The organism is Paenibacillus sp. (assembly GCF_035645195.1).
In the GTDB taxonomy this organism is placed as follows: Bacteria; Bacillota; Bacilli; order Paenibacillales; family YIM-B00363; genus Paenibacillus_AE.
In genome coordinates this window covers 72672-89587 of sequence record NZ_DASQNA010000007.1, presented here as the reverse complement: position 1 = coordinate 89587, position 16916 = coordinate 72672, and the positions used below count along the sequence as shown (strand labels likewise).

Below are 16916 nucleotides of genomic sequence, written 5' to 3'. Positions count from 1 at the left end.
CCGTTACCTCGGCGCGACCATCCAGCGGATGAGCTCGGTGCCGGAATGGGCGCCGAGGAACGCGCACAGGATGAGCATGATTTGTTTCGCCGCCGGCGAAAAATAGCCCTCGGTCACCGAATGCTCGATGAACCGGATCGGATCGATCGTGCCGCCGATGGCGACGACGACCGCCCAAATTTTCACGTTCTCGGACAGCTGGCGCATCGTTTCCGCCGGTCCCGGCGGCTGCATCGTCAAAATCGAACTCATGCCGGCGAGCATCGACGCCCCGAACACGACGCCGAACGCCACGAAGAAATCTTGAATCGCCTTCGACAAAAAATCGGTCGCGGACACGGCTGTTCCTCCTCTTCCGAAGCTTCTCTTTTATATGTATGGGACAAGACGCGCGCAATATGATACAATATTTTCGGTGATGCGAACATGAGTTCCTTTGTCCATTTGCATGTGCACAGCGAATACAGCCTGTTGGACGGCGCCGCCCGAATCGCCGATTTGGCGAAACGCGCGGCCGATTTCGGCATGCCCGCGCTGGCATTGACCGACCACGGGGTGATGTACGGGGCTGTGCCGTTTTATAAAGCGTGCCGCGAGGCCGGCGTCAAGCCGATTCTCGGGTGCGAGTTTTACGTTGCGGCGGTGTCGATGCGCGATAAGAGCGCTCGGGAGGACAACCCGACGTACCATTTGACGGTGCTCGCGAAAAATTTGGAGGGATACCGGAATTTGCTGCGGCTTTCGTCGGCGGCTCATCTGGAAGGGTTCCACTACCGCCCGCGGATCGACTTCGCGCTGCTGGAGAAGCATGCGGAAGGGCTGATCGTGCTGAGCGGCTGCCTGAAGGGCGAGGTGGCGCAGAAGCTGCTGGCGGACCGGGCGGACGAGGCGCGCGCGACGGTAGATCGATACAAGGCGCTGTTCGGCGACGACTATTTCATCGAATTGCAGGATCACGGGCTGCTGGAGCAGCGGAAACTGCTGTCGCAGCTTGTCGATATTTCCCGGGAAAAGGGCGTGCCGCTCGTCGCGACGAACGACGTCCATTACGCGGTGCGGGAGGACGCGGCCGTGCAGGACGTGCTCATGTGCATCGGCATGGGCAAGACGGTCGACGACCCGCAGCGGTTCCGCTATACGACCGATCAGCTTTATTTGAAAAACGCGGACGAAATGTCGGCGTTATTCCCGCATGTGCCCGAGGCGATCGCGAACAGCGTGCGCATCGCGGAACGGTGCAGCGTCGAGCTCGAGCTCGGCCGCAGCGTGCTGCCCGAGTTTTCGCCGCTGCCGGACGGGATGGACAGCCCCGAATATTTGAAAACGTTGTGCGTCGAGGGCTTGCGGCGGCGGTACGCGGACCGGCTGCACGACGCCGAATTCAAAGACGCTCTGCGGCGGAGGCTGCGCTTCGAGCTGGACACGATCCACAGGATGGGGTATTCGGACTATTTTTTGATTACATGGGATTTTATCCGGTATGCGCATGAACGCGGCATTACGACGGGTCCCGGGCGGGGATCGTCGGCGGGCAGTCTCGTCGCGTACGCCCTCGGCATCACGGACGTCGACCCGATCCGGTACGGCCTGCTGTTCGAGCGGTTTCTGAATCCGGCGCGCGTGACGATGCCCGATATCGATATCGACTTCAACGACGAGCGGCGGGACGAGGTCATCGACTACGTCGTTCGCAAATACGGCCGGGAGCGCGTGGCGCAAATCATCACGTTCGGGACGATGGCGGCGCGCGCCGCGGTTCGGGACGTCGGGCGGGCGCTCAACGTGCCGTTCGGCGACGTCGATCGGGTGGCGAAGCTGATTCCGAACTCGCTCGGGATGACGATCGCGGAGGCGCTGCGCGTCGTGCCGGAGCTGAAGGCGTGGGCGGAGCGGGACGCGAAGGTCGGCGCTTTGGTCGGCATGGCGCTGAAGGTCGAAGGCTTCCCTCGCCATGCGTCCACGCACGCGGCGGGGGTCGTCATTTCGCGCGAGCCGCTGACGAACGTGGTCGCCCTGCAGGAAGGGACGACGCAGGCGGCGCTGACGCAGTATTCGATGGAGCATTTGGAAGCGATCGGCCTGCTGAAAATGGACTTCCTCGGGCTGCGCACGCTGTCGATCATCGAGCGGACGCTCGGCTGGCTGCGCGATGCGCGCGGAGTGACGGTCGACTGGCGGCAGGTGCCGGACGACGATCCGCTGACGTACGAGGTGCTCGGCCGCGGCGAAACGACCGGCATGTTCCAGCTCGAGTCGACGGGCATGCGGCGGGTGCTGCGGGAGCTGAAGCCGAGCCGGTTCGAGGATATTATTTCGGTGCTGGCGCTGTACCGGCCGGGGCCGATGGAGTTCATCCCGAAGTATATCGCGGGCAAGCACGGGAAGGTCGCGGTGACGTATCCGCATCCGTCGCTCGAGCCAATTTTGCGCGATACGTACGGCATTATCGTGTACCAGGAGCAAATTATGCAGATCGCTTCTACCATGGCGGGCTTTACGCTCGGGGAAGCGGACTTGCTCCGGCGCGCGGTGTCGAAGAAGAAGCGCGAGGTGCTCGACGAGCAGCGGGCGGCGTTCGTCGCGGGCAGCGTACGGCAGGGATACGCCGAGGAGGACGCGAACGCGGTGTACGACATGATCGTGCGGTTCGCCGATTACGGCTTCCCGCGCGCGCACGCGACCGCGTACGCTGTGCTGGCGTTCCAGACGGCGTATTTGAAGGCGCGCTATCCGGTAGAGTTCATGGCGTCGATGCTGACGGCGAACCTCGGCAACCAGCGGAAGGCTGCCGAATACGTCGACGAATGCCGGCGGATGGGCATTCCGGTGCTGCCGCCGGACGTGAACGAGAGCGGCGTGCTGTTTACGCCGGTGGCCGGGGACGGGGGCGGCAGCACGGCGGCGGACGGCACGGCGGCGGACGACGGCGCGGGCGCGGCGGGCGTTCGCGTGGGGGGAGCGATTCGCTTCGGCCTCGCCGCGGTGAAGAACGTCGGGACGCAGGCGATCGAATCGATTTTGTCGGCGCGAGCTTCGGGCGGACCGTTCCGCGATTTCGTCGATTTATGTCGACGGGTCGATTTGCGGGTGTGCAACAAGCGCGTGCTCGAGTCGCTCATCTCCGCGGGAGCGTGCGATTCGCTGCCGGGCCACCGGGCGCAGCTGCTCGCCGTGCTGGACGAGGCGGTCGAGGCGGCGGCCAAGTGGAAGAAGGAGCGCGAAGATTTGCAGATTCAGCTGTTCGGCTTGTCCGAAAGCACGAACTGGACGATCGAGATGCCCGACATCCGGCCGATGACCCGCATGGAGATGCTGGAGCACGAACGAGAGCTTCTCGGCTTGTATGTGACAGGCCATCCGCTGGATCAGTACGCGTCTTGGTACGACGAGTACGACATGCTGCCGATTCATCGTCTGTCGGAGCTCGAGGAGGGCACGGAAGTCGTCGTGTTCGGTATGGTGCTGTCGGTGAAGCCGATCGTCACGCGCAAAGGGCAGCAGATGGCGTTCCTTGAGCTTGAAGACCGCGTCAGCGGGGTCGAGGTCGTGCTGTTTCCGGAAACGTGGAAAACGAGCTCGTCGCTAGCGGGCAAAGGCGTCATCTGCGCGGTCGCGGCGAAGGTGCAGCACGGCGACGAAGACGTGAAGCTGATCGCCTCGCAGCTGTTCGCGATGGACGACGCCGCGCTGCTCGCGCGGCTTCGCGCCGGCGGCGCCGTTCGGCGGGCCGCGGGCGCGGGGGCGCGGCGGTTCGGCGGGGGCGCCCGGGGGGCGGCTCCAGCCGGCGGTGCCGGCGCGGCTGGCGGTTCGGGCGGCCCTGGCGGTGCGGGCGCGGCTGGCGGCTCAGGCGCGCCGCGGCCCGCGCGGCCGGCGCCCGAGCCGAAGCCGGCCCCGGCGCCGAGCCGAACGGTGGACGAAGGCACGCTGTTTTTGAAAATCGCGCCGGACAAAGAGAAGCCTGGCATTCTGCACAGGCTGCAGTCGCTGCTGAAGAAGCATCCGGGCCGCTCGAGCGTGGCGCTGTTTTACGAGCGCGAGTCGAAGCTGCTGGAGCTGAGCGTCGATTATCGCGTCGAGGTGACGACGGTGCTGACGAAGCAGCTCGAGCGTTTGCTCGGCGAAGGCGCCGTGAAGCGGAAGTAGCCGGCCGCGCGCCGTTCGCCGGGCGGCTGCTTCCGCTGTCTCGCTTCTTCTCGGCGGGGACTCGGCGCACTGGCGTCTTTGCGCACTGCAGGTCCGTGAATTTTTTTGGGATGAGATCATGTTTCCTCCTTTGCCGCATACATTGGTATTCACATCGGTATCGAGCTTGTCCGCCGCGTTACTGCGCGGGGATGCGGGGCGATAAGGCCGTGTGCTACGGTGCGGACGAAGGAGGAGATTTTTTATGCCGCCGGAGTGGATTTTACAGGCGTTGGCTTCCCGTGGCGTCGCTTTGGAGCGAATCGCCGAAATTGTACTTCAGTTGCAGAAGCCCTACAACGATCGGTTGACGCTTGAGGATTGTTTGGACAGCGTGCTTGCCGTGTTGGAGAAGCGCGAAGTGCAGTACGTGCTGATCACGGGCATCGCCTTGGACCAATTGGCGGAGCAGGGACTGCTGCCCGAACCGCTTCAGAGCTTGATGGAAAACGACGAATCGCTCTACGGCGTCGACGAGACGCTCGCCTTGGGCATAACGAACGTGTACGGCATGATCGGGCTGACGAGCTTCGGCTACCTGGATAAGGTGAAGCCGGGCCTTATCAACGAATTGAATCATCGGGCGAACGGAATCCACGTGTTCTTGGACGACCTTACGGCCGGCCTCGCCGCGGCGGCGTCGGCGCGCATCGCGCACCAGGATCCGAACGCGCGGCAGTACGGCGCAGGCTAACGGGAAGGCGGCGGGCGCGTACGGTTTCGCGGCCGCGGCAGGTCCGCCTGCGCGAAGCTGCGCGAGCGGCGGCGCGGCAATGCCGCGCTTGGGCGCGCCGCACGCAGCCCCTCCGGCACGGACAAGCAGCCGGCTTCGGCGCTGGGGGCCCCTACCCATAAGGCCGCCGCCGGCGTACCGAGAAGGTGGGCGGGGTGGGGGTGTGACAGCCCCTCCCTTGCTTCCGCCCATGGATGCTGGCGACAAAGCCGTCCCGCCGGCATAACGCGAAAGTAGGCGGGTTGGCGGGAAGATGGGTAGCGAGTACACAAAATAAGGTAGGGGTATTCCCAAAAGAAGGGAAGCCCCTACCTATAAGCCGCCGTCGACGTATCGCGAAAGTCAGGCGCATAGGCGGCGTGACAGCCCCTCCCTTGCCGCCGCCCATGGTTGTGCCGGCTGCCGACAAAGCCGCTATCCCCGCCGGCCAACGGGCCCAAGCCAGCGAGCCCGAACCGCCTTTCCCCGCCGCGCACAGAAAGGCGCATAGACGGGGCCCAAGCCGCCTTCCTTGCCCAAAATTCCACGGTTATGCTATGATGTTCTAGGTACTTATGCTATTATAGTTCTTCGTACGGGCGGCGACGCCCCTTTTTGGTACAGGCTTTATTACGCGTCAGGAGGTTGCCACCATGTGGACGGTCATCTATATCGCGCCCACGGCAAAGATCGCGGAACGCATCCGACAGAAACTGACGGAAGAGGGGTTTCTCGTCCAAGTTCGGCCGATTAACTTGACGAAACAGCAATTCGAAATTTTAGTCCCCGAAGGGGAAGTGAACGACGTGCAGGAAGTGCTCACCGCGATTCTGCATATGTAGACGCTGAACCGCCCGGTCGCAATCGCTCGATACGCCGGACGACATGGGATTTCGAAATTGCTTCTGTGAGGTGTGCTTGGTGATAAGAGATTGGTTTTCCCACAAACGGAAATACGCAACGATTCCCTCGCCGAATGCGAAACATGACATTCCCGAAGGATTAATGAATAAATGCCCCAAATGCGGCCACATTCAATTCAGCAAAGAGGTCGAAAAGAACCTCAAGGTGTGCACCTCCTGCGGTCATCACCATAAGCTGAACGCTTTAGAGCGCGTCGAGTTGACGATGGATGAGGGCCGTCTTTTTGAGTATGATGCCGACATGGTGTCCGAGGATCCGCTCGACTTCCCGGGGTACGCGAAGAAGCTGCAACAGCAGCAGGAGAAGAGCGGCCTGCTCGACGCGGTCGTCACCGGCGAAGGGACGATCGGGGGCTTTCCTGTCGTGCTGTGCGTCATGAGCTTCGACTTTTTCAGCGGCAGCATGGGGTCGGTCGTCGGGGAGAAAATTACCCGGGCGATCGAGCGCGCGACGCAGAAGAAATACCCGCTCATCATTTTCTCCACGTCCGGCGGCGCCCGGATGCAGGAGAGCATTTTGAGCTTGATGCAAATGGCCAAAACGTCCGCGGCGCTCGAGAAGCACAGCGAGCAAGGCGGTTTGTTCATCTCGGTGTTCACGGATCCGACGCTTGGCGGCGTATCCGCGAGCTTCGCGATGCTCGGGGACATCATCCTCGCCGAGCCGGGCGCGATCGTCGGCTTCGCCGGCCGCATCGTCATCGAACAAACGATTCGCCAAAAGCTGCCGGACAATTTCCAAACCGCCGAGTTTAACCTGGCCCACGGCCAAGTCGATAAAGTCGTGCATCGCAAGGATATGAGGCAGACGCTGATCCAGCTCCTCGATATGCACGCCGCGAAAGGGGAGACGACGCATGCCGGGTGAGATGCCGTTCGAGAAGCCGCTCGTCGAGCTGCGTCAAAAGATCGACGAGCTGAAGGCGTTCGGCAAGGAGCGGGGCATCGATTTCAGCGACGAAATCGCTAGACTCGAAGAAAGGTACGCGAAGCTGGAAGCCGAACTGTACGCCGACATTACGCCGGCACAGCGGATGCAGCTCGCGCGTCATGCCCAGCGTCCGACGACGCTAGATTACATACAGCACATGTTCACGGATTTCATAGAGTTTCACGGCGACCGGCTGTTCGGCGACGATCTCGCGATCGTCGGCGGCATCGCGAAGCTGAACGGGGTGCCGGTCACGGTCGTCGGCCATCAGAAAGGGAAAGACACGAAGGACAACATCGCGCGCAATTTCGGCATGCCGCATCCGGAAGGGTTCCGCAAAGCGCTCCGTCTGATGCAGCAAGCGGACAAGTTCCGCAGGCCGATCGTGACGTTCATCGACACGCCGGGAGCGTACCCGGGCAGCGCCGCGGAGGAGCGGGGCCAATCGGAGGCGATCGCGCGCAACCTGATGGAAATGGCGAAGTTCGGGGTGCCGATCATCGGCGTCGTCATCGGCGAAGGCGGCAGCGGCGGGGCGCTCGCGCTCGGCGTCGCGAACCGCGTGCTGATGCTCGAGAACGCGATTTACTCGGTCATTTCGCCGAACGGCGCGGCGTCGATTCTGTGGAAAGACGCGTCCAAAGCGGACCAAGCGGCCGAGGCGATGCGCATTACGGCCAAGGACATGCTGGAGCTCGAAATCGTCGAGCAGGTCGTTCCGGAGCCGAAGGGCGGGGCGCACCGCGACATCGCCCTGCAAGCGCAGAACATCAAGGAAGCAGTATGGACTCATCTGCAGGAGCTCAGCGCCTTGACGCCGGAGCAGCTTCGCGAGGATCGATATCATAAATTCCGGAAGATTGGAAAGTTTACTTATATCCAGCGTTGACCTGCAGCCCAACGGACCGCCGGCGTGATCGAACTCACCTCCCGGCGTTCTTTGTGCGTTTATTCAGGGAGCGAGGACAAGAACGAATGCGTTCGATCCGCCGGCGGGCGAAGATCCGTCCGGCGTCGTAGATAGATGAAGTACGCGTTGCAAAATAGGGAGGAGCTCAAAAACCATGCGCAAGACAAAAATCGTTTGTACTATCGGACCTGCTTCGGAATCCCCGGAAAATTTGAAAAAATTGATCCAAGCCGGCATGAACGTCGCCCGCCTCAACTTTTCGCACGGCGACTTCGAGGAGCACGGCAACCGGATCAAGAACATTAAGAAGGTGCGCGAAGAGCTCGGCAAAACGGTTTCGATTCTGCTCGACACGAAGGGACCGGAAATTCGCCTCGGCAAGCTGAAGGAAGAGCCGATCGAGCTCGTGCAAGACGAGAAAATCACGCTGACGACGGAAGAAATTCTCGGCGACAAAGACCGTATTCCGGTCACTTATAAGCAGCTCCCGCAGGACGTGAGCGTCGGCTCCACGATTCTGATCGACGACGGTCTTATCGGCCTGAAGGTCGAAGAAGTGAACGGCACGGAAATCGTGTGCCGGATCGTCAACGGCGGCCAGATCAAGAGCAAGAAGGGCGTCAACGTGCCGGGCGTGCGCATCAACCTGCCGGGCATCACGGAGAAAGACGCGGCCGATATCCGTTTCGGCATCGAGCAGGGCATCGATTTCATCGCGGCTTCGTTCGTGCGCAAGGCGAGCGACGTCTTGGAAATCCGCGCCATTCTCGAAGAGCATAACGCGCAGCATATCCAGATCATTTCGAAAATCGAAAACCAAGAAGGCGTGGACAACCTGGCGGAAATTCTCGAGGTGTCCGACGGCCTGATGGTGGCGCGCGGCGACCTCGGCGTCGAAATTCCGGCGGAAGAAGTGCCGCTCGTCCAAAAGCGCATGATCGAAATGTGCAACCGCGCGGGCAAGCCGGTCATCACGGCGACGCAAATGCTCGACTCGATGCAGCGCATGCCGCGCCCGACGCGCGCGGAAGCGAGCGACGTCGCGAACGCGATCTTCGACGGTACGGACGCGACGATGCTGTCCGGCGAAACGGCGGCGGGCAAGTATCCGGTCGAGTCGGTGCTGACGATGGCGCGCATCGCCGAGAAAGCGGAGTCCGCGCTCGAGTACCGCGAAATGTTCCTGCGCCAAGCGAACGCGCAGCAAACGAGCGTCACCGAAGCGATCTCGCAGGCAGTCGCCAACTCGGCGCTGGACCTCGACGCGAAGGCGATCATTACGCCTACGGAGAGCGGGTACACGGCGCGCATGGTGTCCAAGTACCGTCCGAAAGCGCCGATCATCGCGGTTACGACCGACGAATCGGTCATGCGGCGCCTCAATCTCGTGTTCGGCGTCTTCCCGATTAAAGGCGAAGAAGCGGCGAATACGGACGAGCTGTTCAACATGTCGGTCGAAAGCGCGGAGAAGAGCGGCCTCGTCAGCCACGGCGACATCGTCGTCATTACGGCGGGCGTGCCGGTCGGCCGTTCGGGCACGACGAATCTCATCAAGATCCACCAGATCGGCCAGATGCTCGCGAAAGGCCAAGGCATCGGCACGCAAAGCGCGAGCGGCAAAGTCGTCGTAGCGCGCAGCGCGCAAGAAGCGCTCGACAAAACGCAGCCGGGCGACATCCTCGTGACGATTTCGACGGACAAGGATTATGTTCCGGCGTTCGAACGCGCGGCGGCGGTCATCACCGAAAGCGGCGGCATTACGTCGCACGCGGCGGTCGTGGCGCTCAGCCTCGGCAAGCCTGTCGTCGTCGGCGTGAACGACGCGACGACGCTGCTCAAGGAAGGCGAGGAAGTATCGGTGTACGCCGAGCTCGGCGTCATCTACTCCGGCCGGGCGAACGTGCTTTAATTCGAATAACGAAGACGTACAACTAAGCACGCTTATCGGGCGGCGCCGGCCGGCGCCGCCCGTTTGAATTTTACGGAGGGGAAAAGCGATGGAAGCGCCGCAGACGGGGACTTGGCACAGCATCACGCTGCGAGTCCGGTATCAGGAGACGGATCAGATGGGCGTCGTGTATCACGGCAATTACGTGACGTGGCTTGAGATCGCCCGCACGGATTGGACGCGGGCGCACGGCTTCCCGTATCGCGACATCGAGGAACGCGGCCTGCTGCTGCCGGTCGTCGACGTGTCGGTCCAGTACCACAGCCCCGCCCGCTACGACGACGAGGTGGAGGTTCGCTGCAAAGTCGCGGAGGTCGGTCCGGTACGTCTTCGATTCGAGTACGAGGTGCGCCTCGCGCAGGAGTCGGATCGTCTGCTGGCGACCGGGTCGTCCCGGCATGTGTGGGTCGACCGCGAGTGGAAGCCCGTTCGCTTGCCCAAGGTCGCTCCGGATGTGTATGAAAAATTGCGGGCCGCCGCCGCTCAAGGAGGGGAATAGCCGATGTTTCGTTGGATCGTCGTTTTGATGATACTCGTACCCGCGCTGGAAATTTGGCTGTTCCTCGAGATGGGGCGGCTGATCGGCGGCTGGCAAACGTTCCTGTTGATCGTGCTGACCGGCGGCATCGGCGCCTTCCTTGCGAAGCGCGAGGCGCGCCGCGTGCTCGCGTACGCGCGCAACGAATGGTCGCAGGGCACGATCCCGACGCTGGCCATTTTGGACGGGATCTGCGTGTTCGCTGGCGGTTTGCTGCTGCTCACCCCGGGCTTTTTGACCGATACGGTCGGGTTTCTGCTGTTGTTTCCGGGAACGCGGTTCTTTTTCCGAAAGTGGATTCTCCGTTTCATCCAACGGGGCATCGAAACCGGGCGCATCCGGTGGATGCGTTAATGAGGGGGTTCAGTTTTACAAAATCTTAACATGATTGCACAAAAAGAAAACGGTAATATTTAGGGATACAGGATTCGACAGGAAACGGCACGGGAGGGTTCGGCGTGACCAGGAAAGAAGCATTGAATCGGGATGTCAGCAATCGCTACGTCAACCGCGATTTAAGCTGGCTGCAGTTCAATCGAAGAGTGCTGGAGGAAGCCCAAGATCCGAATACGCCGCTGTTGGAACGGGTGAAATTTTTGTCGATCGTTTCGTCCAATTTCGACGAATTCATGAGCGTGCGGGTCGCCGGCATGATCGATCAAATCAAGGCGGGGTATCAGAAAAAGGACTTCTCCGGCTATACTCCTTCCGGGCTTGTCAAACGAATCATGAAGCGGACGGGCGAAATCGTTCATGAACAATATAAAACGTACCGGGAATTGAGCCGCTTGCTGGCGAAGCAGGGCATTTGCTGCGTGACGGAGTACGACGACATGAACGTATCGCAGCAGAAGGCGATGGATCAGTTTTACCATGAGATCGTTTTTCCGGTGTTGACGCCGATGGCGGTCGATCAAAGCCGGCCGTTCCCGCTCGTTCACAGCTTGGGCGTGTATCTTGCGGTCGTCCTGCAGCGGGAAGGCGAAGCGGAGGAAGAGCCGTACTTCGCGCTCGTGCAGGTGCCGTCGATTTTGCCGCGTTTCGTCGAGCTGCCGAAGCGGCCGAACAGCAAGAAGGTCGAATTCATCCTGATGGAAACGATCATCAAGCGGCATATCCACTCGCTGTTCACGGGCTACGTCCCGGTCGCGGTGCAGGCGTTCCGCCTCACCCGCAACGCGGATATGACGCTGAACGAAGAAGGCGCGGAGGACTTGCTCGAGGAGATCGAGAAAGAGCTGCGCAAGCGCCGCTGGGGGGCGCCCGTACGCCTCGAGATCGAGAAGGGCATGCACCCGTACGCGCTCAAGATGCTGCAGGACGAGTTCGAAATCGACGACCATATTTTCATGTTCGACGGGCCGCTCGATTTGACGTACTTGATGAAGTTCGCGTCGACGCTCACCGGATACGACCATTTGCGGTATCCGCCGGTGAAGCCGGTGTACCCGCGCGAGCTGGCGGAGGAGGATGAGCACGGCAACCGCGATTTGTTCGCGGCGTTCTCGAAGCAGGACGTGCTGGTGCATCACCCATACGAATCGTTCGACGCGGTCACCGATTTCGTCGTGCAGGCGGCGCATGACCCGCATGTGCTCGCGATCAAAATGACGCTCTACCGCGTCAGCGGCAACTCGCTGCTCGTGCAGTCGCTGGCGCGCGCGGCCGAGGCCGGCAAGCAGGTGACGGTCGTCGTCGAGCTGAAGGCGCGCTTCGACGAGGAGCGGAACATCGCATGGGCGCGCCGTCTGGAGAAGGCGGGATGCCATGTCGTGTACGGCCTCGTAGGTTTGAAAACGCACGCGAAGCTGCTGCTCGTCGTGCGCCAAGAGTCGAAAGGGCTGCGCCGGTACGTCCATGTCGGCACGGGCAATTACAACGACACGACCGCGAAGTTGTATACCGACGTCGGGCTGTTCACGGCCCACCCGGTCATCGGCGAGGACGCTTCGGCGCTGTTCAACGAAATTACCGGCTACGCGGCGCCGCGGGATTGGAAGGCGCTCAGCGTGGCGCCGAACGGTCTGCGGGACAGTTTGTATCAGCTGATCCGCCGCGAAGCGGAGAACGCGAAGGCCGGTAAGCCGGCGCGCATCATCGCCAAAATCAACTCGCTCTCGAATCAAGAGATTATCGACGAGCTGTACGCGGCGAGCCAAGCGGGCGTGAACATCGATTTGATCGTGCGCGGCGTCTGCAGCTTGCGGCCCGGCGTGCCGGGGCTGTCGCAGAACGTGCGGGTCATTTCGATCGTGGACCGGTTCCTGGAGCACTCGCGGGTGTACTATTTCGAAAACGCGGGCGACCCCGAGGTATACATCGCCAGCGCCGACTGGATGACGCGCAATTTGACGCGGCGCATCGAGCTGATGTGCCCGGTGTTCGACCGGAAGCTGCGCCAAAACCTCGTGAATTCGCTGCATCTGTCGCTGCAGGATAACGTGAAGGCGCGCGAGCTGCAGCCGAACGGCACGTACGTGCACGTTCGCACGGGCGGCGAGCCGATCCGCAGCCAGTTCGAGGCGCTGAAGATTAGCAATTGGAAAGTGGAATAATGATCGAATATTGCAGGTAAGGCGGCCCCTTCGCGAATGCGAGGGGGTTGTTTTCGTTGGGGGAGGGGCAGCCCGCCGTTGTGGCTCGGGAGCGCCGGATAAGGGACAATTGTCGCTTACAGCCCGCCGTTGAGCCTCGGGAGCGCTGGATAAGGAACATTTGTCGCTTACAGCCCGCCGTTGTGGCTCGGGAGCGCCGGATAAGGAACATTTGTCGCTTGCAGCCCGCCGTGGTGGCTCGGGAGCGTCGGATAAGGGACATTTGTCGCTTGCAGTTCGCCGTGGTGCCTCGGGAGCGCCGGATAAGGGACAATTGTCGCTTGCGGACCCTTCCCAGTTGTGAACTAGGCGGAAAAAAGGTAGCGAAACGGCGGACGGCAAGCGGGATTAAACGCAAAACTGCGGTTAAACAGCGCTGCGGTGGGCGGCAAGCGGGAAATAAGCGCAAAACTGCGGTTAAACAGCGCTGCGGTGGGCGGCAAGCGCGAAATAGGCGCAAAACTGCGGTTAAACAGCGCTGCGGTGGGCGAAAAGCGGGAAATAGGCGCAAAACTGCGGTTAAGCAGCGCTGCGGCGGGCGGCAAGCGGCAAATAAGCGCAAAACTGCGGTTAAACAGCGATGCGGTGGGCGAAAAGCGGGAAATCGGCGCAATATTGGCTTTACCATGGTGAACGGAGGCCGAGGGGCAGCGAATAAGCGCAGAAATGAGCTTGTCCGGGGCAGCAGCGAGGAGTGGCCGGCATAAGCCGGCGGGCGGGGGCGGGCGCCCGGGCGGGGGCCGACGCCTCCAAATGGGAGTCGCAGCGAAAAACGGGGTGACCGCCAAACCTAAATATGGTAAAATCTACATTATGAAACAAAGTTTCATTAAATGAAACACCCTCCGAAGGAGGAACGCTCATGTCATTTTCCTACATCGGCATCGACCACGTGCAGCTGGCGGCGCCCCCGGGCTGCGAGGCGGAGGCGCGCCGCTTCTTCGCCGGACTCCTGGGCTGGGCGGAGATCCCGAAGCCGGAGCCGCTGCGCGCGAGAGGCGGCGTCTGGTTCCAATGCGGCCGCCACCAAGTGCATATCGGCGTGCAAGCCGATTTCGCGCCGGCGCGCAAAGCGCATCCGGCGTTCGAGGTCGCGGACCTCAACAGCCTCCGCGATCATCTGCGCCGAAGCGGCGTCGGCGTCATCGACGACGAAGCGCGCGCCGAAGAGGGCGTCGAGCGCTTTTACGTCGACGACCCGTTCGGCAACCGGCTGGAGTTTTTGGAATGGTCGACTACGCCGAAGGCGTAGCGGGCGGCGCTTCCCGGACGAGCAGCGACAGCCCCCACAGTTTGCGGAAATCTTTGGCGAGCGTTTCGAGCTCCCGCTTTTCGATGTCCCAAACATGGCGCGTCTTGACGGTAAGGACGAGCTCCCGGCCAATGGCGCTGGCGGACACGGTGGCGATCGGCTGCGTTTCGCTGCGGTCCAAGGCGACGGCGATTTGCAGCAGCGAGCCGAGGCGCACGATCAGTCCGAAATCGGCGTCGGAGAGCAAATCGCGGTGCGCCGAGAACAGCGGCTTCAGCCGTTTCTCGCTTTTGAACGAGGCGATCAGGGCGCACAGCAAAATTTCGCGGTGCGACAACCCGTTCACTCGCGAGTGCGCCATCAAGTAATACGTGTGCTTGTAGAAGTTATAATAGTTGATCGAGATGCCGATTCGATACAACAGCGCCGCGACGTGCAAATACGTACCGACGCGCCCGCCGAAGCCGTGCTCGTCGGTCAAATCGGCGAACAGCTTCATCGCGAGCCGTTCGACCTGCAGTACGTGCTTCAAGGAGACCGACGGGTGCAGAGAGAGCAGGTTATGCACGCTGTGCTCGAGAACGTTGGCGAATTGCGGCGCGTCCGGGCGGAACGTCTCGAAGAAGATGCCGTCGCGCAGCCCCGAGCCGCTGATCACGTAATGCGACGCACGGCACAAACGAAACAAGGTATGGAGAATGATCGCCCCGGGCACAATAATGTCCGCGCGTTCCTTGGAAAGTCCTTCTATCCGCTTGCGCTGCTCGAACGGAACCGCGACGAGGCGCGACACCCAGCCTTCCACCGTTTGCTCGGTCATCTGGTAATAATGGGTTAGCGGCAAAGAGTAATTCCGATTGCGCTGATCGAGCTTACATAACGAACGCGCCGTACCGCCCAAACCGACCAGCGGAAGGCCCGGATGTTCGCCGATCCAGGGCTCGTCCCGCACCGCTTTCTCGACCATGTCGGCAATCGCGCCGGCCGCGGCGGGGTCGATGTCGCCGTTCTTGCCGAACCGCTTCATCGCGTTGACCGCGCCGAACGGGAACGAGACGCTGCGCTGAATCGCGCGGTCGCGGAAGAGCAGCACCTCGGTGCTGCCCCCGCCGATATCGACGAGAATGCCGTCCCGGATGTCGATCGTGTTGATCATGCCGAGGAAGCCGAGCCGCGCTTCCTCTTCGCCGGACAGCACCTCGATCGCGAGGCCCGTCCGATCCTTCAAGGCGCGGACGATGGCGTGTCCCTCCGGCGAATTGCGGATCGCCGCGGTGGCGACGGCCCGAATGCGGGAAGCGCCGTGGTGCTCGCACAGCAGCTGGAACCGGCGCAGCGTGTCGGCGATATATTGAAAATCGCCTTCGGCGATTCGGCCGTCTTTGTCGAGCCGGGCGCTGAGGCGGGCGGATTCTTTCGTTTCGTCGATGACCCTATAGGCGCCTGACTCCGTAATTTCGTAAACGACCAAGCGGATCGAGTTGGAGCCGATGTCGATAATGCCGATGCGTTCCATGCGCGTGTCCCCCTCGGATTGGTAGTGCGGCGGAGAAAACATTAGCAATATTGTAACCGAGTTTGCATACGAAAGAAATATTCGCGAAAAATGCTTTATGATCGTGATAATGAAGTTTTATGCCGGATTTTGTTTCATTATTGCCCGTTATTCGGTATCATGGAATTAGTTGTTATAACGAATCATGATATTACGAAAAAGGAGCGTGGATCCCATGACGGTCACCAAGGGACTCGAAGGCATCGTCGCGACGACATCTTCGGTCAGTTCCATTATAGACGGCGTCCTCACGTACCGCGGCTACAACATCGACGATCTCGCGGAAAACGCCACGTACGAAGAAGTCGTATATTTGCTTTGGTACGGCAAACTGCCTAACCGAGAAGAATTGAACGGTCTGCTGAAAGACCTTAGCGATAACGCAGCGGTTCCTGCGCAAGTCATCGATATGCTTCGCAGCTTCCCGAAGGAAGCCAACTCGATGGCGGCGCTGCGTTCGGCCGTTTCGGCTCTTGCTTTGTTCGATTCGGAAGCGCACGCATCCGATTTGGATACGAACAAGAAAATCGCGATTCGCCTCCAGGCGCAAATTCCGACGATCGTAGCGGCGTTCGACCGCATTCGCAAAGGGCTCGAGCCGATCGCTCCGAAAGCCGGCGCGACGGTCGCGGAAAACTTCCTGTACATGCTTACGGGCAAGCAGCCGGACAAAGTCGCGATCGAAGCGCTCGACAAGGCGCTCGTGCTGCACGCGGACCACGAGCTGAACGCGTCCACGTTCGCCGCTCGCGTCACGGTGGCGACGCTTTCCGACATGTATTCCGGCGTGACGTCGGCGATCGGCGCGCTTCGCGGCCCGCTGCACGGCGGCGCGAACGAAGCGGTCATGGCGATGCTCGAGGAAATCGGCACGTTCGACAATGTTGAGAGCTACATTCAGGACAAGCTGAACAACAAAGAAAAAATCATGGGCTTCGGCCACCGCGTGTACAAGAACGGCGACCCGCGCGCGAAGCATCTGCAAAAGATGTCTCACGAGCTCGGCAAGCTGACGGGCGACATGAAGTGGTACGAAATGTCGATCAAAATCGAAGAGCTGGTCACGGGCCAAAAAGGCCTGAAGCCGAACGTCGATTTCTACTCGGCATCCGTATACACGGCGCTCGAAATTCCGCGCGACTTGTTTACGCCGATCTTCGCGATTTCTCGCGTATCCGGCTGGACGGCGCACATCCTGGAGCAGTACGAAAATAACCGTCTGATCCGCCCGCGCGCCGAATACGTCGGCCCGACGGACCAGAAGGTCGTTCCGATCGACCAGCGCGCCTAAGCTTTTTCACAATAGGGTACCCGCGGGCGGGACGTTCGGCGACGAGCCGGATATCCCGCTCCGCTTGTGCGGCGGCCTGC

General features: G+C 61.3%; 14 protein-coding genes. 12 read left to right on the top strand and 2 right to left on the bottom strand.

Annotated elements, in window-relative coordinates; genetic code table 11:
* Nucleotides 1-3 precede the first annotated feature (3 nt).
* Complete coding sequence (locus tag VE009_RS01510; protein WP_325005620.1) at nt 4-339, bottom strand: YtrH family sporulation protein; 336 nt, start codon at nt 337-339, stop codon at nt 4-6.
* Between the two features lie 87 nt (nt 340-426).
* Between VE009_RS01510 and VE009_RS01505 the strand changes: the two genes are divergently transcribed.
* From VE009_RS01505 to VE009_RS01455, 11 genes are all read left to right on the top strand, one after another.
* Entirely contained in the window at nt 427-4143 is a 3717-nt protein-coding gene (locus VE009_RS01505; protein ID WP_325005619.1) for a DNA polymerase III subunit alpha, read from the top strand.
* A gap of 244 nt (nt 4144-4387) precedes the next feature.
* On the top strand, nt 4388-4876 hold the full coding sequence (locus tag VE009_RS01500; RefSeq protein WP_325005618.1) for a phosphatidylglycerophosphatase A: 489 nt from the start codon (nt 4388-4390) through the stop codon (nt 4874-4876).
* 671 nt (nt 4877-5547) lie between these two features.
* Nucleotides 5548-5736 carry a glutamate decarboxylase gene (locus tag VE009_RS01495; protein WP_325005617.1) on the top strand — a complete coding sequence of 63 codons (189 nt, stop codon included), beginning with the start codon at nt 5548-5550 and terminating at the stop codon, nt 5734-5736.
* A gap of 43 nt (nt 5737-5779) precedes the next feature.
* The gene (accD, locus tag VE009_RS01490) at nt 5780-6685 is read left to right on the top strand and encodes an acetyl-CoA carboxylase, carboxyltransferase subunit beta (RefSeq protein ID WP_414694756.1); all 906 of its coding nucleotides are present in this window, start codon (nt 5780-5782) and stop codon (nt 6683-6685) included.
* The gene (locus VE009_RS01485; protein WP_325005615.1) at nt 6675-7637 is read left to right on the top strand and encodes an acetyl-CoA carboxylase carboxyltransferase subunit alpha; all 963 of its coding nucleotides are present in this window, start codon (nt 6675-6677) and stop codon (nt 7635-7637) included. Before accD ends, VE009_RS01485 begins: the two co-directional genes overlap by 11 nt.
* A 175-nt stretch (nt 7638-7812) precedes the next feature.
* Nucleotides 7813-9567 carry a pyruvate kinase gene (gene pyk / locus VE009_RS01480; RefSeq protein ID WP_325005614.1) on the top strand — a complete coding sequence of 585 codons (1755 nt, stop codon included), beginning with the start codon at nt 7813-7815 and terminating at the stop codon, nt 9565-9567.
* Between the two features lie 88 nt (nt 9568-9655).
* Nucleotides 9656-10105: a thioesterase family protein gene (locus VE009_RS01475; protein WP_325005613.1), complete on the top strand. Its 450-nt coding sequence runs from the start codon at nt 9656-9658 to the stop codon at nt 10103-10105.
* Nucleotides 10106-10108: 3 nt separating this feature from the next.
* On the top strand, nt 10109-10498 hold the full coding sequence (locus tag VE009_RS01470) for an FxsA family protein (protein ID WP_325005612.1): 390 nt from the start codon (nt 10109-10111) through the stop codon (nt 10496-10498).
* Nucleotides 10499-10602: 104 nt separating this feature from the next.
* Nucleotides 10603-12699, top strand: coding sequence for a polyphosphate kinase 1 (ppk1, locus tag VE009_RS01465; RefSeq protein WP_325005611.1), 2097 nt, complete (start codon nt 10603-10605; stop codon nt 12697-12699).
* A gap of 420 nt (nt 12700-13119) precedes the next feature.
* Nucleotides 13120-13371: a hypothetical protein gene (locus VE009_RS01460; RefSeq protein ID WP_325005610.1), complete on the top strand. Its 252-nt coding sequence runs from the start codon at nt 13120-13122 to the stop codon at nt 13369-13371.
* Between the two features lie 229 nt (nt 13372-13600).
* The gene (locus tag VE009_RS01455; RefSeq protein WP_325005609.1) at nt 13601-13990 is read left to right on the top strand and encodes a VOC family protein; all 390 of its coding nucleotides are present in this window, start codon (nt 13601-13603) and stop codon (nt 13988-13990) included.
* Here the strand turns inward: VE009_RS01455 and VE009_RS01450 are convergent.
* On the bottom strand, nt 13974-15506 hold the full coding sequence (locus VE009_RS01450; protein ID WP_325005608.1) for a Ppx/GppA phosphatase family protein: 1533 nt from the start codon (nt 15504-15506) through the stop codon (nt 13974-13976). The genes VE009_RS01455 and VE009_RS01450 overlap by 17 nt on opposite strands.
* Nucleotides 15507-15720: 214 nt before the next feature.
* Between VE009_RS01450 and citZ the strand changes: the two genes are divergently transcribed.
* Nucleotides 15721-16836, top strand: coding sequence for a citrate synthase (gene citZ, locus VE009_RS01445; RefSeq protein ID WP_325005607.1), 1116 nt, complete (start codon nt 15721-15723; stop codon nt 16834-16836).
* Nucleotides 16837-16916 lie beyond the last annotated feature (80 nt).